A 21,598-nucleotide genomic window follows, 5' to 3' on the forward strand; every position below is an offset into this window, starting at 1 on the left:
GTAGCCCTAACTGAAATTTTTGGGCATAAATTAGCGGTTTTTTATTGCGGTGGATTTGAGCAGAGTGATGACTAAGACAGAGAAAAGCTGGACAGGTAATATACACTTGGGGGCAAAGGTGGATATTGATGTGGTCTTAAATCAGTTGGTACATGCTTTTAATAGCTCTCCTTTTTTTAAGCATAATGGTATGAGCATGCGGGTGGTGGAAGGCCAGATCGAAGCCTATGTCGAAATGCAGGATTTTATGGTTGGGAATGTCGCGTTTCAAATTTTGCATGGCGGTCTTGCGGCCACGGTACTCGATAGTGTCGGTGGAATTGTAGCGATGGGGGAGTTATATAAAAAAGCCGAACCTGAAACCATTGCCGACACCATTAAAAAAGTCTCGCGTTTGGCGACAGTGGATATGCGGGTGGATTATCTGGCACCCGGGCGCGGTAAATATTTTATCGCGCGGGCAGAAACCTTACGTTTGGGGCGTAAGGGCTGCACCATGCGTATGACCATGGTCAATGATGAAGATAAGCCAATTGCTACAGCGATTGCATCTTATGCTTATTGAGGGTAAGAGATAGAAAATAAAAAGCACTGTTTAACAGTGCTTTTTTAGCTTTCGACCTTCAGATCGATACAGGTTATAGATCTGATTTGGCCCGTTTTAAGGCCTTCTGCCATTTGGCTAAATGAGCTTCACGCTCATCATTTTGCATTTTCGGTTCAAAGGCATGTTCAAGTTGCCAAGACTGCGAAATTTCCTCCAGACTGGAAAATATTCCGGATTTTAATCCGGCCATGGCGGCTGCCCCCCAAGCGGTAGACTCCAGCATTTTCGGACGCAGCACCGGCACATTGAGAATATCTGCCTGAAACTGCATCAGCATGTCATTGCTACTGGCACCGCCATCGACCCGTAATTCTTTTAAAGGGTGGGCAATATCGGATTGCATTGCACTGAGGACATCCGATACCTGAAAAGTGATTGATTCTAAGGCTGCTCGGGCGATATGCGCTTGAGTCGTACCACGAGACATGCCACAGAGCAGGGCACGCGCTTCACTGTCCCAATGCGGTGCGCCAAGTCCGGTAAAGGCCGGAACCAAAACCACGCCGTCGGTATCCTCAACTTTACAGGCTAGTTTTTCGATATCATTGCTTTTTTGAATAATCCCGAGACCATCACGTAGCCATTGCACTACCGCACCTGCCATAAAGACGCTGCCTTCCAGTGCATAGGTAGTTTGACCCTGCGCTTGCCAGGCAAGGGTAGAAAGCAGTTTATTCTGACTGAGCTGGATGTCTTGACCGGTATTGAACAGCATAAAACAGCCGGTGCCATAGGTATTTTTTGCGCTCCCCACTTCAAAACAGGATTGACCAAACAGTGCAGATTGCTGATCACCTAGAATACCGGTAATGGGGATATTGGCACCGAGTAAACCTGAAGCGGTGTCAGCGATATAATTATCCGAGGAAATAATTTTTGGTAAGACCGAAGCAGGAATATGAAACAGCTCCAGTAGTTCTTCGTCCCAAGTTTGTTGATGCAGATTCATCAGCATGGTACGGGAAGCATTGCTGGCTTCAATCACATGTTCTGCGCCTTGAGTCAGGTTCCAGATCAGCCAGCTATCGATAGTACCAAAAGCGACATGACCCTGTTCAGCCAGTTCACGTACGTCTTCTACATGCTCCAGAAACCAGACCAATTTTCCTGCACTAAAATAAGGATCAATCCGTAGACCGGTTTTTTGCTGAATTTTGGTTATCCAGCCTTGTTCAATCAGCTGGTTACACCAGTCAGACGTTCGACGGTCTTGCCAGACGATGGCCGGCGCGAGCGGTTTACCATTTCTTCGATCCCAAACCACCGTAGTTTCGCGCTGATTGGTCAGACCAATGGCTTTAATATCTTTGGCGAGAATACGCGCCGTAGCAAGCGCTTGCTGTACCACCGCAATCTGCGTGCTCCAGATTTCCTGAGCATCCTGTTCGACCCAACCTGAATGTGGCGTCTGAATATGGGTTTCACGTTGAGCCGTTGCCTGAATTTGTCCATGTTCATTAAAAATAATAGCCCGACTCGATGTGGTTCCTTGATCTAGGGCCAGTAAATAGCTCATAATTTTTCTGTTATTCGGCTTGAAAAGTAAAATATTAGCGCAATAATGTAATTAAGCGCATCAAGTTGTGTAAATGTTTAGAAAATGCATCGTAATTTTTGACATCTATGCTATGATTGCCTTGTACTTTGGGGGTGTTTCTGGCTTCGACGCTGGTGATGAAACTCATAGATGCATGCCGAGAGCGCATTTTCTCTCGTAAATCAAATTTGCATTTTTTAGTCGCAAACGACGAATCATACGCTCTAGCTGCCTAAGGGCAGCTTGTCCGCCTCTCCGAATACTTGTGGTTAGAGAGTCCGACTGAAGCGCACGCACACAAGTCCGTATAAAGCCAAGCCTCGGGGCTTTGTACTAAACTAAGAGGATCGCGATTTGTATCCTGTTCGTCGGGTCACAAAGAGTTAAAACAATAGACGATATCTAAGCATGTAGTATTCTCGAGCGTAATGCTGGCGGACGCGGGTTCAACTCCCGCCACCTCCACCAAATTCTTAAATTCATATGAAGTTACATAACTAAATATGACTAAAAAAGCCTTAAACATCAGTGTTTAAGGCTTTTTTTATGCATATACATAAATAGCAACGAATATGTATAGTCTTGTATTGTTTGTATGGTGCCATGTATATTGTGAGTTGTAATAAAATCACCATACAAGGCTTTAACGATGAAAAGAGTCGATATAAAAAAATATCCTTTATCTGATACTACTCTTGCAAGTTTAGAGCCTGAAGAAAAAGAGTACCGTGTTAAAGATAGCAATAATCTATATTTCACTGTTCATAGTAAAGGAAACAAACGCTGGGAATTAAGATACAAAAGACCAAGTGATGGTAAGTGGACATGGTTGGGTTTAGGAGGATATCCGTCAGTCGGGGGAAAACTTGCAAGAAAAAATGCAGAAGAAATGAGAAAATTAATTTCAGAGGGGATAGATCCAAAAATTGATAGAGAAAATAAAAAGCAAGCCGATTTATTAAGCAACTCATTCACATTTGAGCAATTAGCTATAGAGTTTTGTTTAACTAAAACATGGACAGAGGCGACGAGAGTTAGAAATGAAGGCGCATTAAAAAACCATATTTATCCAGTCATGGGAAAACTGGATTATAGAAAAATAACAAAAAAGGCATGGTTAGAGTTATTTCAAGCGATTCAAAAAAAATTACACCCTAAAACAAAAAAACCTATTGTTGAAATGGGTAAAAGGCTATGTACATTATGCAGAGAGATTTATGATTTTGCAGAAGTTACAGGTCGTATAGATTACAATCCAGTCACTGGTATTACAAAATTTTTGGACAAACATGAAAAGCAAAATATGCCACATGTTTCAGAAAAAGAGCTGCCAGAATTATTGAAAAAAATACGAGCATATCCAAATAGAATGACGGCTATTGGATTAGAATTGAGTATTATGTTAGGTACCCGCCCATCAGAAATGAGGCAAGCTGTATGGGAGGAATTTGATTTTCAGGAAAATCTATGGTCTATTCCTGCACATAGAATGAAAAAAAGGAAAGAGCATATTATCCCTTTACCACTACAAGCCTTATCACTTCTTAACGAGCTAAAAAGAATCACTAGTGATTCTTTATTCTTGTTTCCTAGCAGAAGTACCAAGAAACAACCCATTTCCAATAATACATTTAATAAAGCCTTAAAGTCATTAGGTTACCAAGGACGCCAGACTCCGCATGGGTTTCGGCATATTTTAAGTACTACTTTGAGAGAAAAAGGCTTTAGAAAAGAATATGTTGAGACTGCCTTAGCTCATGCTGTTGGTGGAGTTGAAGGCGTTTATAATAAAGCTCTTTATTTAAAACAAAGATCTAAAATGATGCAAATTTGGGCAGATTATTTGGATGCATTAATAAATGATCAGCATTTTAATTTTGATACTGAGCAATTTGATGTCATCGATAATTTAAATACTTTGACTTCTGACAAAGTTAAGGTATCTCAATTAAAATTATTTATTCTTGATATGTTGAAAGATGAAAATGATTTAGCATCTTAGAGCGACATGATCTATTTGTCTAAAATCTTATTGGCGCTATACCTACTCTAGTTTTACATTCTGAATTTTAAGGTCTAAGATGATCTAAATTGTCTAAGCTCAAATTGAGCATTAGACAATTTAGACTTCATTAGATATTACAATCTACGTTCAAAGCCTTACCATGTATATATTTTAGTTGTTTTAGGCAATTTAGATGTTCTCAAGAGCTTTATTAGTCAATGAAATATATTCTCTTTTTCCGATTTCTTCTATATTGATATAGTCAGCTTCGATTAAGTATTTTAGGGCTGCATCTCTTAATTGAGCAGTTTTTACTTTCCTAACATTTTGATTAATGCTAGATTTTAAAATTACTTTATTTCCACGTTTATATTGCTCTTTAATCCAAGAAAATAGTATTTCACTATCTGTTTTTTCACCCTTATTATAATATATTAGCCATTGATTTAGAGAATACTTACATATATCAATAGCATTTCTCATGATTTTGGCATCAATTATATTTTTAGATTCAAAAAAAGAAAGAATAGCCGCAACTCTTAAAACATATTGTTTTGTTCGTTTTGCATTTGCTTGAATAGAATAATATAAACCATCTTTTTGAGATTCAAAATTAATATAATTTTCATATTCAATATGAATATCGTCAGCTTCGTCATTTTTCATAATAACTTGTCTTTCAGCTGTATCAATAGCTAAATTTATTGGGTCAAGCAGTTCTCGACATAAGCTCCAATACATATTTATATCATTATCATCATAAGACTTTAATTTACGACTATCTTTTGTGATTTGCTTAAAAGGCAATGATTCAGGTGCAGCAAATAAAAATCTTGCAAAAAAACCTTGTTTTTTGCACATTTCATTTTCAAGAGATGGTCGTGCAACAACGTCTTGTACCGCTATATCCAGACAAAAGCGTTTATTCATAACAAGAGTACTATCATCACCTCCTAAATTTGTAGTTACTGTTCCTCGATCAACTAAATCTGTTAATGTGCTTAAAGCATCTGATTTTGTATCACTTTGCAGAGAATAGCCGCCAAATAAATAACCGCCTTCGCCGGTGCTCCAAATAAAACTTGTAGAAGGGCTAATACTCATATGCTTTAATACACCTTGCGTGGTTGCTCTTACAAAAATAGATTGAGGACTAATCGGACGTTCACCTTTATTTTTTTGATGCGCTATTTTCCATGCTGTTATTTCTTCATTATAACTTTGCATATTCGTATTATCGACTTCGATTGCAATTTTTGCAGCATCATCTTTACATACATCTTTTCCTTCGCCTGATGGAAACACTGTCAATACAGCCAAACTTGCTGGCTGTCCACTTTCTTTTTTATCGCTTGGCGCATTAATAAATCTTTGTGCGATAAATGACATTTGAGCTAAATATGTTTGAGCCGCGACTGCAACAGGAACATGATGATAATAAGCAGATTTTTGAATCGCATTAGCAACTATTTTTGGAAACGCATAAATTGGATATTCTTCAATTTTTTCAATCAATTGATCTTTAGATAATTCAGATAAAAGAATATTACTCATTTTAATATTCCTCTCTTTCAGATTTTTTTAACTCAAGCCACTCCTGTAGCTCTTTAATATCAAAATATGCATGAGCTTGACGTTCTTTTGAAAATTTTATAGGTCGAGGAAATGATGGATCTTTCTGTTGTAACTTTGTCAGACCATCACGTGTAAGACTTAATAATTCGCAGACTTCTTTTTTTGTCTTTAGCATTTCAATTCTCATGTAAAAAGTAGATACATGCATTTTTATAAATAATCAAAAAAAGAGTAATGCTCTTAAACCCACAAAAAAAACAGGATTAGATGGTCTTGACATAGATTGTTATATGTGATTTTGACTAGGTGGGGGAGTCATTGTTGAGTCCGTACCTAACGATTTCCATCGCAATAATATTATGATCTTGATCACGTATATATTTTTTCTCATATTCTGTAATTGTAAAATGAGGATTTCCTTTATCTATTAAATCCATTATTTTACCTTTATCTTTTTGACGATCATATATAATTGAAACTATTTCACAAATAATAGCACTGGAAAGAATGTGATTTTTAAGAGATTTAAACATGTTATATAAATTTCTAATGAATTTATTAATTTTTAAATCTCTTTCTCTATCAACTAATTCTTTATTATTTATATTTGATTGTTTAATATTATCAATATAAGTATTAAAAATATAATCAAAATCCGATAAGTTTTTTAGGTCTAAATTGTTTAAAATTAAATTTTCACAAATTTTTCTTTGTTTTTCATTTTGAACAATCATTGCTCTTAATGATAAATATAAATTTGCTGTCATTAATTCAATTTCATCTTTAAACCATGATTTAAAATCAAAAAAATCCTCTGTTTCATTAGTGAATTTAATGTAATTATCATATATTTTCTGGGTTTTATTATTTTTATAATTTTCCTCATTTTCAATATTGTAAATATCATAGTCTGTGGATTTATCAAATGCTGTTATTATAATTATAAGACCAAAAATTCCTAATTTTTCACTTTGAAAATATCTTAATAATTTATTGTTATTTAATAAGTTTTTAAGTGTTATTAAATTATCATTATTTTCTAGTAGTTTTATAGAATAGTAAAAATCAAAAGCAGCAAATAATATTTCTTCATTTTTAAAATAATTATTAAAGAAAGCGTCATCTGCTTGTTTTAATAATTTAGATTCATACTCTTCAGAACTTATACATTTTTCAAAATCAACTTGATCTAAGTTAAATAATTTTGCAATTTCTTCACTATTCATAATAAACCTATCAATTAATAAATTTTGAGGAGTTATTTAAATTATAAAAGTTAAACAATTTTATAATTTAAATAATAAAAATGGTGATTACTGATATAAAGAAGGAGATGGAAGTACTCGCCATAAACCTCATTGTTTTTACATTAAAATTAACTGATTGTTTTTGTGAGTATTTTTTATATTTCAATATGAAATATAGACTTGATATAAAACAAGCGATTAGAAAACTCATCATTATAGCCATTCGGTAATAGTCAATGGATAGGTCTGTTCCTACTGTAAATTTCTGAAATTGGTAATAGTTGCTTCCTGTGAGAAATAAAAAACATAGTAACCCTAAACCTATTGAGCGATATTCTGTATTTTTATCCTGATCTTTGTATAAAACCTTAGTAATCATCATGCTTAAAGTAAGAAAAAGTGGAATCAAAATAACTATAAAACTGACAAGTAAATTTCTAAATAACCAAGATTTAATATCTGGATCATTTCTAAATTGATAGATATTCCAAAATGGGAAAAAGGCCACTGGAAAGAAATACACATAGGACAGCTTGAAAGAATCCATATTTTTAATCATGAGTGATCACGGTTCCTGCTATATAGTCTAATTTCACTGCTTACTCTCTGGAAATAAAGTCACATTTTGAAGTGTATTATTTAATTAAAACCAGTATAAAACCTTTCAATCAACTGCCGTGTCTTGACCAGCAAGTTAGTGAAGACATTATCCCGTTCAAAAAGTTTTACTTTATAGTTCGGTAAGTCTTTCAACTCTTCTTTACGTGGCAAACGATGCGTATATTCATAGTGATCGAGTACTTCTTTCATCGCTTCAGGCTTTAGATTTTCCTGTTCACAAAGCTGCTGGTAAGCCTGTTCTTTTTCGATATCCCAAAATTGTGCAAAGGCATCTTGTACGCTTTGACCATTGATCATCTTAGGCATGTTTTCTTCAATGAATTTTTGAATCAGGTCTTGCTTATCGTGCAAGCTAATATCACTACTGATTAAATCGTAAATTTGCGCTTGGTACTTCTGACGCTTGTCCTCTGAGTCTGTATCAACAACAAGCTGTAGCAGGTTGATGATATATCCAACATTGATACGGTCACTGTGCAGTAAATCCAGCTGAAAATCGACATCATCCAATACCGATACTTTTTCTTTCTTGGTGGTCTTTCTAACGGCACGGCATAGGTCAGCATACTTAGAGGCGAAATTCGCAAAGTGCTGCTTATCGAGTTGTGTTTGGTCTTGATCGTACTCAATAAAAGTTTGTAATTGCGCGTTGTAGCGCATCACTTCACGAAAGGCTTTAATAAATTCGAGTTGCTGCTCTTCTGTGACAAGGTCATCGACTGATTGGTAATTGGGCGTCAAGGCAAACAATTTGCTCACCGCCGCTTGGTAATCCTGTTCGATTTCCGCATAGCTGGGAACAAGTACAATCTTGGTCGTTTCTTTATTGGAAAATAGCGCCAGCGCTTCATCTGTAGCGCGTTTCAGATTGCGGAAACAGATGATATTGCCAAATGGTTTTTTATCGTTATAGACACGGTTGGTGCGTGAGAATGCTTGAATCAAGCCATGATATTTTAGGTTTTTATCGACATACAAGGTATTTAACGGCTTAGAGTCAAAGCCCGTGAGGAACATATTGACCACGATTAGAATATCAATCTGTCTGTTTTTTACGCGCTGTGCAATGTCGCGGTAGTACGCATAAAATTGATCACCTGAATTGTAGTTAGTTTTGAACTGTCGGTTGTAATTGGCAATGTAACGATCCAGCTTATCCCGACTGGATGAGTTGACCTGACTTGGAATATCTGCGGCTTCTTCATGAATCAAGCCAGTTAAGTCATCAGTCGGTACAGCCTCATTTGCCGCATAGGAAAAGATGGTGGCAATGGTCAACGGTTTAAATATCCGACCTTGTGCTTCATCTTCAATTTGCTTTTCAGCCTGCACCTTTTCAAAGAGGTCGTAATATTGGGTCAGTGTTTCGACCGAACTAACACAGAACATCGCGGTAAATTCACGATTACGGGTTTTGGTATCGTGAATATTGACAATGTAGCGGGCAATCATTTCTAGGCGTTGCGGGTTGTCATACAGTTCTTTTGTATCGATGCCTTCTACATCTTCCTCATAACTTTCATTCGTCGCCATGCCTTTGGCGGTGTATTTACCCCGATAATCAATCTGGAACTGCAAGACGTTACGGTCGCGGATGGCGTCAACAATCACGTATTTATGCAAACACTCATTAAACAGGTAATCTGTGGTGAGCTTTAAACCTGCTTTGCTTTGGCTGTTCTTTTCAAAAATAGGCGTACCGGTAAAACCAAACATTTGTGCATTGCTGAAGAATTTTTTGATGTTCTGATGGGTCTCACCAAATTGACTGCGATGACATTCATCAAAAATAAAGACCACTTTTTTATTTTTAAGATAATCAATCGATTCTAAATAACGTTCGGTACTGATGGCCCGATTGAGCTTTTGGATGGTGGTCACAATCAGTTTGTCATGACGTTGATCGAGCTGTTTTACCAAGGTCGATGTGTTATCGGTGCTGTCGACGCTGTCGGCTTTAAAAGCATTAAATTCGCGTGAGGTTTGCGTGTCGAGGTCGTTACGATCCACCACAAACAGGACTTTTTCCACATCAGGCATTTGCATGATGATTTGACTGGCTTTAAATGAAGTCAGGGTCTTGCCTGAACCTGTAGTGTGCCAGATATAGCCGTTCTGATCGGAGTTTTGCACATGCTCCACAATTTTCTGTACTGCATAAATCTGATAGGGACGCAGCACCATCAGGCTTTTGGTGGTTTCTAGCAGCACCATGTACTGAGTCAGCATTTGGGTCAGATGCTGCTGATTGAAAAAAGCTTCGGCAAAGTCGACAATTTCATTGATGTGTTTGTTATGGACATCCGCCCACGGAAAGGCAAACTCGATGCCTGTGGTGCCGTTGGAGTAATAGCGGGTATTGGCACCATTACTAATGACAAATAGCTGAATAAAACCAAATAATCCTTGCCCTGCCCAATAGGCTTCACGAATATAGCGTTGGGTTTGATTAAAGGCTTCGGCGATTTCCATGCCGCGTTTTTTCAGCTCGATCTGTACCAAAGGAAAACCATTGACCAGTAAGGTCACATCAAAACGGCTGGTTCTGCCATTATAGTCACGGTGGTCGATGGTGATTTGATTGGTGACCTGATAAATATTTTTGCTAGGATCATCAGACAGGAAAAAAAGGTGTTTACTGGTACCATCATCAAATTTAACAGGAAACTGGTCACGTAAATTTTTAGCCCGTTCAAATACAGTACCTGTATTGAGAAAACTAATGACCTGCTTCCATTCCGTTCCTGACAGTGGCGCAAGTCCATTGGCACGTTCAATCTGGGTCTTCAGGTTGGATAGTAGCTGGCTTTCGTCCTTGAGCGTGACTGAGGCATAACCTAATTGTTGCAGTTGGCTAATCAGTTCGTTTTCAAGTTGGTATTCGCTTTGGATAGTCACGTTAGATTACCTGTAATTTCTTCTATATTTACAATCCATTCTTGAGGAACTGTATAATCATAATTTGTTAGATCTAACAGAACTTCAAACTCATGAGGGTTAGTTGCTGCTTTGTTATGATCATCTATGACAACGACATTAGTTATTTCGTCTGGAATCGAAAGCTCAAAAATATAACCATCGGAATATCCTTCATAAGTTGCAAATTTTTTAGCTACTTCATAATTTGTAGTACATGAAATAAAGGCTGTATTTGATATCTGAGAATCGTAATTGTGTAAATATGCTGCATTATATTGATCAGTTGCACCGATACGAAAAATATCATTACCTGCATAATATTCCTCTGATCCAGCAAGTAATTCAATTTGGCTTCTTCTACCCTTTACTACAAGTTTTTTATCATCATTTTCAAATTTAGTTTTACTTACTCCCCTGTATATTTTCATGTTTTTCCCTACACAAACATCTGCTGCAACAAGCCTTTTTTCCAAGTTTTAGCCTGTTCAATTTGCTGTGTCACGACTTCAATTTTTTGCTCAATGGCAGATAGAAAATTAGCGATTTTGGTTTGTTCTTCTAAATTACTTGGGATAGTAATAGGAATTTCTGACATCACATTATTCATCAATTTGGGATTACCGACATAGGAAACGTATTTGTGAGTCACTTTATTTAATATTTCAGCAATACAAAGATTTGCGTATCCCTTCTTACTTAATAAAACACCGCAAACATTCGTGCAATAAAATTTACCTTTTCTAAAATTTACATCACCTGCATTAGCGCCATCAGTTGTCCATGTTAGTGCATCTTCAAATAAATATTTTTTATAGAATCCCATCAAACCTTTTTGCTTAGTTTGAGAACTAAAAACTGGGTATTTATAATCTGTATCTGCAACTGATACCGTATTAGAAACCGCTAAAACCTGCCCCCTAGTTACATCGAAAATTTCTTTAACCGAAATATTTTCCCAATCCCCAAACTCACTCCCATCATCCGCCTTAAAGCGAATCTGCTGACTAAACAGCTTTTGCATCATGCCTTGTTTATATTGGCTAAGCAGTTCGTGTTTTTGGTTCAGTTGGCTAATCTTTTCATCCACGTTCGATAGAAAAGAGGCTATTTTGGCTTGTTCTTTCTTGGAAGTTATATACGTTTCAAAATCTTGCAAATCTTTAACAGTAATATTTGATTGATTTGCATTTCCTCTTTGAATAAGTTCAATATGTGTTAAGTACTTTTTATCTAACAACTGAGCGTAAATAAAATAAGAATCTACTGTTTTATCGATTGGACGCAGTACTAATAAGTTTTGATTTAATAGACCCTCATTATTATTTTTTACATAAATTGGACGACCAACTGCAGAATCTACTAAATGTGGTTTAGAACCTACTGTTGTAATTATGATGTCATCTTTTTTAATAATCCAATTCTCATAAGCTGATGCATTATTAGCATCAATATAAATTGAATCATTATCTGTCTTAATTGACTCTCTTCCTAAGTCAGACACACGAATAACTCTGATTCCTGAATCTTTATAAGATTCAGATTTAAAAGCATAGCCTTTAAAATAAGTGGTCATCTTACCCAATGAACTCAAAGACCAATTTGCATCAAACTCTTTAAATCTTAACTTTGGAGCAGCCATTACTTCACCTCCGCAAACGGTGAAACAATGCCTAGCTCTTTGCAAAAATCTGCAATGATGGCATCAGTCTTTTGGCTGTCGTGTTCCAAAGCTTGAAGCTGTTTTGCAATCGCATCTAAATCAATTTCGGCTTCCGCTTCAAAAGTATCCACATAACGCGGAATATTCAGGTTGTAATCGTTGTCTTTCACTTCCTGCAAAGTCGCCACATGCGCATATTTTTCAATATTTTCACGCTTTTCAAATGCCGCAACAATCTTATCCAAATGCTCAGGCAATAACTTGTTTTGGTTCTTCTGCTTTTCAAAATCATTGCTGGCATCAATAAACAGAATATTGCCGCTCTGCTCACGGTTTTTCTTCAACACCAAAATACAGGTCGGAATAGACGTGCCATAGAAAATATTGGCGGGTAAACCAATAATCGCATCCACCACGTTCATCTGTTCAATCAAATACTGACGAATCACGCCCTCACTCGAACCACGGAACAAAACGCCATGCGGTAACACCACCGCCATCGTGCCGTTGTCATCCAGTTGATACAGCATGTGCTGTACAAAAGCCATATCGGCTTTAGAACTTGGCGCCAGTTTGCCATACGCAGCAAAGCGTTCATCTTGTAAAAATAACGGATCGGCAGACCATTTTGCAGAAAATGGCGGATTCGCCACCACCGCATCAAACTTTTTGTCTAAATGCTGCGGACGGGTTAAAGTATTTTCCTGCTTGATGTCGAACTTGGCAAAATGCACATCATGCAGAATCATGTTCATGCGTGCCAAGTTGTAGGTGGTACGGTTCATTTCCTGACCGTAAATCATATCGACATCTTTCACTTCACGTTTTACCCGTAGCAACAACGAACCTGAACCGCAGGTCGGGTCATAGACTGAACGTAAACGGTCTTTGCCTTGGGTGACAATCTTCGCCAGTAAAGTCGATACCGTTTGTGGGGTATAGAATTCCCCCGCTTTTTTGCCCGCGCCTGATGCAAACTCACCAATCAGATATTCGTAAGCATCCCCCAGTACATCGGCTTCGGTATTACTAATATCAAAATCAATGTCATCTAAATGACTGAGGACTTTCGCCACCAGTGCATTACGGTCATTAGCATTATTGCCAAGCTTGGTCGAGTTTAGATCTAAATCTTCAAACAGATTGGCAAAGTCATCGGCAGAGTCGGTGCCTAAAGTACTTTGTTCAATTGATTTTAAGGTCGCAGTTAAATCATCCAGAATGAATTCGCCCTGACGACCACGCTCGGCTAAGGTATGGAATAGCTGTTTGGGTGTGAGCGCATAACCCACTTCGGCAATGGTATTCTTTTTAATTTCTTCGATGTATGGCACATGCTCAGGATTATTTTCATCTAATTCTAAAAAGCTGAGGTCTTCGCCATCGAGCAATTCGTTGGCAAAGTTCACCGACTTTTCCGATAAATATTTAAAGAAAATAAAACCCAGAATGTAATCACGGAATTCATCGGCGCCCATGGTGCCACGCAAAGTATTGGCAATATTCCAAAGTTGTTTTTGTAATTGTTGCAGTTGTACTTGGGTCATTGTTATGCATGTCCGATGAAATGAATAAAACATGACTAGTGTACCGAAAATTAAAGTTTTTTCAGCAAAATTGGATATAGAAAGACAGGATTTGTCGTACTAAATGCATATCAATAATATTGATATATAAGGTTTTATTTGGATTTTAAAAAGATTAACAGGTTAAGTATCATAATTTAAATTAAGTCTTATATCAGAATTACAGATGCTTGGAAGAATATTTATAAGTAAAATAAATAACAAGACGGTTTGTTAAAGTTGGTCATATTCAGCATCAATATACGCATTAATTAATGTCCAATCTTCAGTTTTTGAAATTTCACGTGGAAGCTCTGTTTCAAAGGATTCATAAAAATATCTACGCATACAATACTCAGTATAAGAATCCGCATAGGTTTCATAACGCGCGATTATTGTTAAGTCCATCACAGGCATTTGTGCTTGATCCCATCGTTGTCTTTTCCGACTGAAAAAGAATAGTTTCCCGAAGGTATATAAACGTCCCGCCTGTTGTCGATTGCCTCTGAATACAGCATAAATTTTAAAATAATTCTGCCATGCAAGAAGATCATTGAGCGCTTTGGTCTGATCTTTCTGTGAAATCACTCGATTGAGAATTTGGGTTAATTCTCTTTTTAGTTTTTCTATTTCAGTTTTCTTAAATCGCCACGTCCATGAGAAATTCTTGTTACTTTTACGGTAAAACTTAGTCTGATGTTCAGCATACTTTTTATGGCTTAACCGTACTAATTCAGCCTCACATTTCCCAAAATCTAAGCATAGATAAGGTTTATTCAATATGAAATTAAATTGTTCATTGTCTTTATAGTATTGACGGATAAAAGTTAATTCTTGCCCGACTGTAATTTTGTCCCAGATGACAGGTTCAAGTTCAGCAATTTTATCTTTTGATGTATATGCTGATATGGTTGTTGAAGTCACTTTGCCTATGGTTTCTTTGCTGTGACGATGGCTATTAGGGGTTTTGATCAACAAGACAAATAACCATGCATCTTTATAAAGAATGTCTTGAACAATGAGATCAGCAACAGGTAATCCTTGTTTTAGTCGATATGTTCTTTGCCGACTGGTTAAATTTAATGAATATCGTTCGGTTAATTTATGAATAATCTTTTCAATATCAATTTTACCTAATTCAGTTTGCACTATAAATTTGCAGTAAAAATATGATCCTCTTGTGACCTTATCTTGAATTTTTTGTGCGGTGTATTTTGTGTGGGGGCTGTAATCAATCATTTTATGTCATCCAACTATGCACTTTTCATGTCAATCAACAATCCACTTAAGTCCAAATTTCTTCATCCATTTTTGAATTGTTCATCAACAATAATTTTCTCTACATTTCCCATTTTGCTGAGCGCGTCAGCAATCAGCATTAATCAAATTGCGCTAGCACTGTCACCTCACGTTGTAAGGTGACAATAAAGTAGTTCCTAGTGCGCATTACGAAACTTGATCAGCAAATCTTATACTTGTTTAAATAATATATCAATATTATTGATATATTAAATTAACTTTGATAATATGGCTGCATATCAATCGAATTGTGGATTGACCATCCATTCCAACTTTCTTTTTTTGAAGTGGTTTGAATGGCTGACCACCATTCAAAAACTTTGATACATATTGCCCTGAGTATAAGACTAACCATCTTCATACTGCCGATGTAGCGGACTGCTGGGGAAACCTCGCTCGGTACGTTGCAACGGGGGCTAGAGGATTGCAATATCCTTTTTCTATCCGTTCATTCACTTTCTAAGAGTTCCAAGCAAATAAAAAGTGGTTGGGCGACAAGGAAACGGGAGCCTATAAGCGATTTATCGTGAAATGGTCATTTGGTTAGTAATAGCCAAGTTAGGTGTGAAATTATGAAAATAGTGGAACATTGAAACCCTGTTCAAAGTGATACAGTCAGGAGCAGCATAGGATGTGCGATAGTCTCCGTTAATAGCTGAATGTGTGTGCTTGATCGAACAAGTTTTTTTACTTGGAAAAGTATGCTCATTTCCAATCACGATGGCTGCTGAGAGTGCCGTAAGGTACTAGGGCTTTGAGGCTAACGCTGGAAAAGCTGGCACCATTTTGCGCAAGCTGAATGGGTCGCTGGATAGCTTAAACGTGTAACGGCATTAATCGATAGATGCTGATTGGAGTGTAAGAGTTTTACCCTTTACAAAGTTGTGTATACATCATATCCCGATATTTTTTAAGGAACTACGGTCGGGGGAAACAGGAAGCATGTATACAGGCGAGAGGATAAACGGTCTGCACATTAAGACACTTTTGAAATAACTTGGGAAGCACTGAATAAAAAGGCTTAAATTGGTTAAAAGTCTGTTGTATTTTTTTCAGTGTGGGAGCGATGGTGAGTAGCGCATATAAAGCAAGTATTTACTTGCGGAAATTGTGATACAAATCTTAATAGTAAGATTTGTATTAAATGAGATAGCTAGCTTAAAGCGAATCCTAAAACATTTCGATTTTTTTCAGTCGGGATGCTCATTGCGAAAACTTGAGTCGGCACATGCGTGAGCATGTTGGACAATATGTAGAAAAGAAAGGTTAATGGAACACTGGTCGTGTTTCTCAGTCGGGGATTGGTCTCTCTGACTAGGCCGAGATTGGTACAGTGTAAGTATTCTGAAGTTTGGTCACTGATGAAAATATACTTATACGGGTTTGCCTGAGACTTAAATCAGGATAATGCTACACCAGCATGAAAAAATCGTGGCTTGTTCTTCCAGATTAGACAAGCATAAAACTATTGCCTAGCAGTAGAAATATGATATGGAATATGGCCTAAGTCGGCATGAAAAAATTGAACCGCCAGTACAGGCGTAATCATCTGCTCAACAAAGAGCGTTAACAAATGCATTAGGCTCGATCCCTTAGGGACGAGCCTTGTCTTTGAAAGAAGCTAATAATTTAAATTCGCTGTTCTTTGTGGTAATGATATTTTAATCGAAGAAGCTATATCAGCTTGTTAAGTTATTCATAAAATTATTTTTATTTTTTAGTTTGTTAGTAGTATGTTGTAAAATAGGCTAATCGCTTAATTAAAACCTAAATGTGAATAAATCATAAAAAAGGAAAATAAATGTCTAGATGTACAGCTCCTGTTCGAGGCCATAGTTCTGCTGCAGCTGCTGCGGCTTGCCCAGCATGTCGTAACAGATATGGTTCTCGTTCTCGTAGTTATTCTTACTCATCATCATATAGTTCTGGTAGTTCTTATAATGGGTCTAGTAGCACCTATAGTGATTCTAGTAGAGCTGGGGGCAGTGGGAGTTCAAAAAGTGTTTCAAAACCTCGCTGGGCTAAAACAGGCTCCTCTCTTGTATATACGACAAATGAAGTAACATCCCTAACACCTGTCAGAGAGGTAATCGAGAAAAAAGCTTCTGAGCAGCCTGACCTTCGTGATGTGTTTTTATGCCATGCATGGGATGATCGTAAGGAATCTGCTAAACAACTACACGATTTTCTAGAGGCTGCTGGTGTAAAAGTTTGGTTTAGTGAAAAAGACCTTGGTTTGGGTGTTCCAATGATGAGAGCAATTGATAAAGGTTTGGCTAATTCTAAAGTTGGACTCGTTTTGGTAACACCAGCTTTGTTGTCGCGCTTACCTAAAGAAGGTGTAGCAGATAAAGAGCTTTCAACTCTTCTAGCTGGTAACCGTTTGATTCCAATTGTACATAATACAACGTACGAGGCACTTAGAGATGTCAGTCCAATGTTAGCTTCAAGAAGTGGTCTTGATACATCTGAAGATACGTTGGAGATAGTTGCGGAAAAAATAGCTGAGTTAGTTGCGATTTAAATAAAATGCTTTTGTATGGTATTTTGTATGGTGTTTGGTTGAATAAAATTTATTTTAAATTATATCAACTGTTTATGTGTTTAGTTTAATTGACGCCACCCCACCAAAATTCAAAAGTAAATCCGAAGATCTTCCAAGATCTTCAGCTAAAGGCTTGAACCGTAAGGGTTCAAGCCTTTTTTGTTTTAAGATCATTACATATCATTGGCTTTGTGCAACAAAGCCGTGTAGAAGCTAAATCATCAGTCCTACAAGGAGTTTGATATTAGAGTTGGTTTAAATTGGTTCAATACTAGTATGACAAGGCTTTGTTGCACAAACCTATCTGTAAAGGCTTTTTCAGCGATATAATTTTCAAATGAAGAAGCCTACACACAAAATCTACCGCACAACCAATTGGCCCACATATAACCGAGCACTTATGAGTCGCGGAAATATTGCCATTTGGTTTGATCCTGCTACGCAATGGTATGCTCCATCAAAAGGCAAACAAGGGCGAAATCAAACCTACTCCGACGCAGCCATCCAATGCTGCTTAATGATTAAATCCTTATTCCGTCTGTCTTTACGTATGGTTACTGGCTTTGTGCAAAGTCTGATTAAACTTTGCGGATTAAATTGGATAGCTCCAGATTACACCACGCTTTGTAGAAGACAAAAGCATATTGATATTGTAATCAGCTACCAAAAAAGTAGCGATGGGCTGCATCTACTCATGGACTCTACAGGCATGAAGTTTCTAGGTGAGGGCGAATGGAAGCGCAAGAAACATGGACCTGAATATCGTCGCCAATGGCGTAAACTTCATATTGGTATAGATGCTAAAACCCTACAAATACGAGCAGTTCAGCTTACAACCAATAATGTCAGTGATTCACAGGTGCTTGGTGATTTACTTAATCAGATTCCACAAGATGAGCAGATTGACTCTGTTTATACCGATGGAGCTTATGACACCAAGCAATGCCGTCAGGTCATTGCAGATCGGCAAGGGCATGCGGTGATTCCACCTAGAAAAAATGCGAAACCATGGAAAGATACAAAGAGTAGCTCGCTAGAGCGAAATGAATTACTTCGAACAGTTAAGCGTTTAGGCAGGACACTATGGAAAAAATGGTTAGGCTATCATCGGCGAAGTTTGGTTGAAACTAAGATGCATTGCATCAAATTATTAGGAGATAAACTCAGTGCAAGGAGTTTTGATAGCCAAGTGAATGAGATCCATGCACGTGTAGCAGTCCTTAACAGATTTACGGAATTAGGTCGACCACTTACCCAAGTTACGCCTTAAATTTGGCTCAATTAGGGGCGCTTTGCATTTCAAATCTTTGTGCAACAAAGCCATTAGGTAATCCTCCTTTACAGTTGGAAAACTTAATTAAAAGTTGAGATTGGCGTATAGATACAATAACTCATCTAACAATATGTATATCTAAAGGATATACTGATCGGCAATTAGTTCGCCATTAGCTCTTATTAAAACTTACTTGTTATGAAAAAGCTATCTTGTTCAGGCCTTGTTCACCCATTTTTTTTGATCATTATCATTATCCTGATCTCAATTCCGATGGGTTTCTATGGCATGTATCTCTATATTGCCCCATCTTTGCCTGAAATGTCCACGCTTAAAAAGGCGCCTTTATTAAAGCCTTTACAAGTTTTTAGTTCAGATAATGAATTAATTGCTGAGTATGGTGGCAAGCTTTCTGTTCCCGTGAAATATGAACAAATTCCATCCGAGTTTATTCATGCTTTCCTCGCCGCTGAAGATTCCAGCTTTTTCGAGCATAGCGGAATCAGTTTTAAAAGCTTAGGCCGTGCAGTCAGTGAAAGTATCACGGGTTCGGATGTGCAGACCGGTGGTTCCACTATCACCATGCAAGTGGCGAAAAACTATTATCTCAGCCCTGAACGAACACTCAAGCGTAAACTGACTGAAATTTTTCTGGCCCGTAAGATTGAGCAAAGCCTGACTAAAGAAGAAATTCTGACACTCTATGTGAATAAAATCTTCTTGGGTAAGAATGCCTACGGGATCGCAGCAGCAGCCAAAATTTACTATAACAAGAGTTTAGAAGAGCTTTCGATTGCGCAGATGGCCATGATTTCGGGCTTACCTAAAGCGCCTTCTCGATATAATCCGGTGGCCAACCCCAAACGTGCTCTCGAACGTCGCAACTGGATTTTAGGACGTATGCTGCAACTGGGCTATCTGAACCAGAGTCAGTATCAACAAGCGATTGCTGAACCCATCAATCTGGATATGCCTGACCGCAGTACCCGCAATAAATTCCCGTATGTCGGTGAGATGGTGCGTTCTGAACTGGTACAAAACTTTGGCGAACAGGCGGTAGATTCTGGCTACAAGGTCTATACCACCATCCATAGTGAACGCCAGACCTATGCAGAACAGGCGGTACAAGAGGGTCTGGAAGCTTATGACCGTCGACATGGCTGGCGTGGTGCTGAAGCACATGATCAACCGCTGGAAAATTTCCGTGCCTATGCCAACACCTACCCTGCTCAAGTGACCAAGATTGGCAATTCCAGTTTTGAAGCGTTGATGCAGGATGGCACCACGGTAACTGTACCGTGGTCCGGTATGTCTTGGGCGCGCCCCTTTCGCAATGTCAACAGTGTAGGTGGTGCGCCTAGCAAAGCTTCCGAGATTGTCAAAGTCAAAGATATTATACGTTTACGACCGAATCAGAATAAAACCTCGTGGTCGCTGGTACAAATTCCAAATGTGCAAGGACAGTTGATTGCCATCAATCCAAATAATGGTGCAATTGAAGCCATTGTGGGCGGATACAACTTTTATCAGTCGAAATTTAACCGTGCAATCCAGGGCTGGCGTCAACCCGGCTCTACGATTAAGCCTTTTGTTTATGCACTGGCTTTAGAACGAGGCATGACACCGCATACCATGGTGAATGATGCGCCAATTACCATTGGCAAATGGACACCTCGTAATTCAGATGGCCGTTATCTGGGGATGATCCCGCTACGCCGCGCACTTTATCTTTCGCGCAATACCGTTTCAGTGCGTTTATTACAGGCTGTCGGGATTGAACGTACCCGTCAGCTGTTTATGGATTTTGGTTTACAGGACAATCAGATTCCGCGTAACTACACCATCGCACTCGGCACGCCTCAGGTTCTGCCGATTCAGATGGCGACAGGTTATGCGACTTTTGCCAACGGCGGTTACCGGATCCAGCCACATTTCATTACCCGTATTGAAGATGCCTATGGTCATACCATTTTTGAGGCTCAGCCTGAATATGCTTGTATTTCATGTATCAATACCGAAGAAGAACCTGCTCAACCTGCCGACACCATGACCGCAGATGACGAAGCGATTGCAATCAACAATACAAGTCTAGAACAGAAACAGGCTGCACCCAAAGTCTCTGCTGAAGACAGTAATTATCGTCAGGCACAGCGTATTTTAAAATCCAGCTCTGCCTATGACATGGCCAATATTCTGCGTGATGTGATTCAGCACGGTACCGGCCGTGCGGCATTAAGAATCGGGCGAAATGATATTGGGGGCAAAACCGGAACCACCAATGACGCCAAAGATGCCTGGTTCGCAGGGTTCAATGGCAAACTGGTTACCATCACCTGGGTCGGCTTTGACCAGCCTAAAACCTTGGGACGCCGTGAATATGGTGGTGTGGCAGCCTTACCAATCTGGACCGACTTTATGGGCAATGCCTTAAAAGGTCAGCCAGAAGCATGGGTGCGTTTAGACCGTAATGCCAAGGCACCAGTGAATCGAAGCAAGGTAGTTCAGGGTGATGAAGCGCAGAATGATCCGCCTTCACCACCAATGGCCACTGCGCTTTACCGCCCGGCACCTGTGGTCGTCCCGAAACGGACAGAAACAGATTTCGAAGATCTGCCGGGACAGGAAATTGCTGTGCCAGATGCTGCTGAAACAACTGCTCCGCCAGAACAGCCGCTTCAACCAAGCAAAGTGGACGCTTTAGAAAACCTGATTCAAGAAGTGCAATAACCACAACCGACAAACTAG

At 38.5% G+C, this 21,598-nt stretch carries 15 protein-coding genes and 1 other RNA gene; 6 read left to right on the forward strand and 10 right to left on the reverse strand.

Annotated features, from left to right (window positions below; translation table 11 throughout):
- Positions 1-67 precede the first annotated feature (67 nt).
- Complete coding sequence (locus tag FTV30_RS01945; protein ID WP_180000918.1) at positions 68-565, forward strand: thioesterase family protein; 498 nt, start codon at positions 68-70, stop codon at positions 563-565.
- A gap of 73 nt (positions 566-638) precedes the next feature.
- On the opposite strand, the gene glpK is transcribed toward FTV30_RS01945, so the two are convergent.
- Positions 639-2,123, reverse strand: coding sequence for a glycerol kinase GlpK (gene glpK / locus FTV30_RS01950; protein WP_180000919.1), 1,485 nt, complete (start codon positions 2,121-2,123; stop codon positions 639-641).
- A 130-nt stretch (positions 2,124-2,253) separates the two neighbouring features.
- On the opposite strand from glpK, the gene ssrA reads away from it, so the two are divergent.
- Positions 2,254-2,612, forward strand: a transfer-messenger RNA (tmRNA) gene (ssrA, locus tag FTV30_RS01955).
- 181 nt (positions 2,613-2,793) lie between these two features.
- Positions 2,794-4,146, forward strand: coding sequence for a tyrosine-type recombinase/integrase (locus FTV30_RS01960; RefSeq protein ID WP_002047807.1), 1,353 nt, complete (start codon positions 2,794-2,796; stop codon positions 4,144-4,146).
- A gap of 192 nt (positions 4,147-4,338) precedes the next feature.
- Here FTV30_RS01960 and FTV30_RS01965 read toward each other — a convergent pair whose 3' ends face one another.
- From FTV30_RS01965 to FTV30_RS02005, 9 genes are all read right to left on the reverse strand, one after another.
- The gene (locus FTV30_RS01965) at positions 4,339-5,703 is read right to left on the reverse strand and encodes a DUF3987 domain-containing protein (protein WP_180000920.1); all 1,365 of its coding nucleotides are present in this window, start codon (positions 5,701-5,703) and stop codon (positions 4,339-4,341) included.
- A 1-nt stretch (position 5,704) separates the two neighbouring features.
- A complete protein-coding gene (locus FTV30_RS01970) occupies positions 5,705-5,899 on the reverse strand; it encodes an AlpA family transcriptional regulator (protein WP_002047799.1) in 195 nt (64 codons plus the stop codon).
- Positions 5,900-6,026: 127 nt separating this feature from the next.
- Entirely contained in the window at positions 6,027-6,950 is a 924-nt protein-coding gene (locus tag FTV30_RS01975; protein WP_180000921.1) for a hypothetical protein, read from the reverse strand.
- Between the two features lie 67 nt (positions 6,951-7,017).
- A complete protein-coding gene (locus tag FTV30_RS01980) occupies positions 7,018-7,530 on the reverse strand; it encodes a hypothetical protein (RefSeq protein ID WP_180000922.1) in 513 nt (170 codons plus the stop codon).
- Positions 7,531-7,610: 80 nt separating this feature from the next.
- Positions 7,611-10,490 carry a type I restriction endonuclease subunit R gene (locus FTV30_RS01985; RefSeq protein ID WP_180000923.1) on the reverse strand — a complete coding sequence of 960 codons (2,880 nt, stop codon included), beginning with the start codon at positions 10,488-10,490 and terminating at the stop codon, positions 7,611-7,613.
- Entirely contained in the window at positions 10,487-10,984 is a 498-nt protein-coding gene (locus tag FTV30_RS01990) for a hypothetical protein (protein ID WP_180000924.1), read from the reverse strand. The genes FTV30_RS01985 and FTV30_RS01990 overlap by 4 nt, the downstream gene beginning before the upstream one ends.
- Entirely contained in the window at positions 10,948-12,150 is a 1,203-nt protein-coding gene (locus FTV30_RS01995) for a restriction endonuclease subunit S (protein ID WP_180000925.1), read from the reverse strand. Before FTV30_RS01995 ends, FTV30_RS01990 begins: the two co-directional genes overlap by 37 nt.
- Positions 12,150-13,718 (reverse strand): type I restriction-modification system subunit M, encoded by a 1,569-nt coding sequence (locus FTV30_RS02000; protein WP_180000926.1) that lies wholly within the window; start codon positions 13,716-13,718, stop codon positions 12,150-12,152. Before FTV30_RS02000 ends, FTV30_RS01995 begins: the two co-directional genes overlap by 1 nt.
- 252 nt (positions 13,719-13,970) lie before the next feature.
- On the reverse strand, positions 13,971-14,975 hold the full coding sequence (locus FTV30_RS02005; RefSeq protein WP_180000927.1) for a hypothetical protein: 1,005 nt from the start codon (positions 14,973-14,975) through the stop codon (positions 13,971-13,973).
- A gap of 1,861 nt (positions 14,976-16,836) precedes the next feature.
- Here FTV30_RS02005 and FTV30_RS02010 point away from each other — a divergent pair.
- The 3 genes from FTV30_RS02010 (at position 16,837) to ponA (ending at position 21,580) form a co-directional block, all read left to right on the forward strand.
- Entirely contained in the window at positions 16,837-17,559 is a 723-nt protein-coding gene (locus FTV30_RS02010; RefSeq protein ID WP_026444370.1) for a toll/interleukin-1 receptor domain-containing protein, read from the forward strand.
- Between the two features lie 358 nt (positions 17,560-17,917).
- Positions 17,918-18,850, forward strand: a complete 933-nt coding sequence (locus FTV30_RS02015) for an IS5 family transposase (protein WP_180000928.1) — start codon at positions 17,918-17,920, stop codon at positions 18,848-18,850.
- Positions 18,851-19,051: 201 nt separating this feature from the next.
- A complete protein-coding gene (gene ponA / locus FTV30_RS02020; protein WP_100357756.1) occupies positions 19,052-21,580 on the forward strand; it encodes a penicillin-binding protein PBP1a in 2,529 nt (842 codons plus the stop codon).
- The last annotated feature ends 18 nt before the right edge of the window (positions 21,581-21,598 follow it).

It is taken from the genome of Acinetobacter sp. YH12255 (assembly GCF_013417355.1).
Taxonomy (GTDB): Bacteria; Pseudomonadota; Gammaproteobacteria; order Pseudomonadales; family Moraxellaceae; genus Acinetobacter; species Acinetobacter pseudolwoffii.

Coding starts and splice junctions, on each gene's coding strand:
- FTV30_RS01945 (WP_180000918.1), top strand. CDS start 68: ATGACTAAGACAGAGAAAAGCTGGACAGGTAATATACACTTGGGGGCA.
- FTV30_RS02005 (WP_180000927.1), bottom strand. CDS start 14,975: ATGATTGATTACAGCCCCCACACAAAATACACCGCACAAAAAATTCAA.
- FTV30_RS01960 (WP_002047807.1), top strand. CDS start 2,794: ATGAAAAGAGTCGATATAAAAAAATATCCTTTATCTGATACTACTCTT.
- FTV30_RS02015 (WP_180000928.1), top strand. CDS start 17,918: ATGAAGAAGCCTACACACAAAATCTACCGCACAACCAATTGGCCCACA.
- FTV30_RS02000 (WP_180000926.1), bottom strand. CDS start 13,718: ATGACCCAAGTACAACTGCAACAATTACAAAAACAACTTTGGAATATT.
- FTV30_RS02010 (WP_026444370.1), top strand. CDS start 16,837: ATGTCTAGATGTACAGCTCCTGTTCGAGGCCATAGTTCTGCTGCAGCT.
- ponA (WP_100357756.1), top strand. CDS start 19,052: ATGAAAAAGCTATCTTGTTCAGGCCTTGTTCACCCATTTTTTTTGATC.
- glpK (WP_180000919.1), bottom strand. CDS start 2,123: ATGAGCTATTTACTGGCCCTAGATCAAGGAACCACATCGAGTCGGGCT.
- FTV30_RS01965 (WP_180000920.1), bottom strand. CDS start 5,703: ATGAGTAATATTCTTTTATCTGAATTATCTAAAGATCAATTGATTGAA.
- FTV30_RS01970 (WP_002047799.1), bottom strand. CDS start 5,899: ATGCTAAAGACAAAAAAAGAAGTCTGCGAATTATTAAGTCTTACACGT.
- FTV30_RS01980 (WP_180000922.1), bottom strand. CDS start 7,530: ATGATTAAAAATATGGATTCTTTCAAGCTGTCCTATGTGTATTTCTTT.
- FTV30_RS01995 (WP_180000925.1), bottom strand. CDS start 12,150: ATGGCTGCTCCAAAGTTAAGATTTAAAGAGTTTGATGCAAATTGGTCT.
- FTV30_RS01975 (WP_180000921.1), bottom strand. CDS start 6,950: ATGAATAGTGAAGAAATTGCAAAATTATTTAACTTAGATCAAGTTGAT.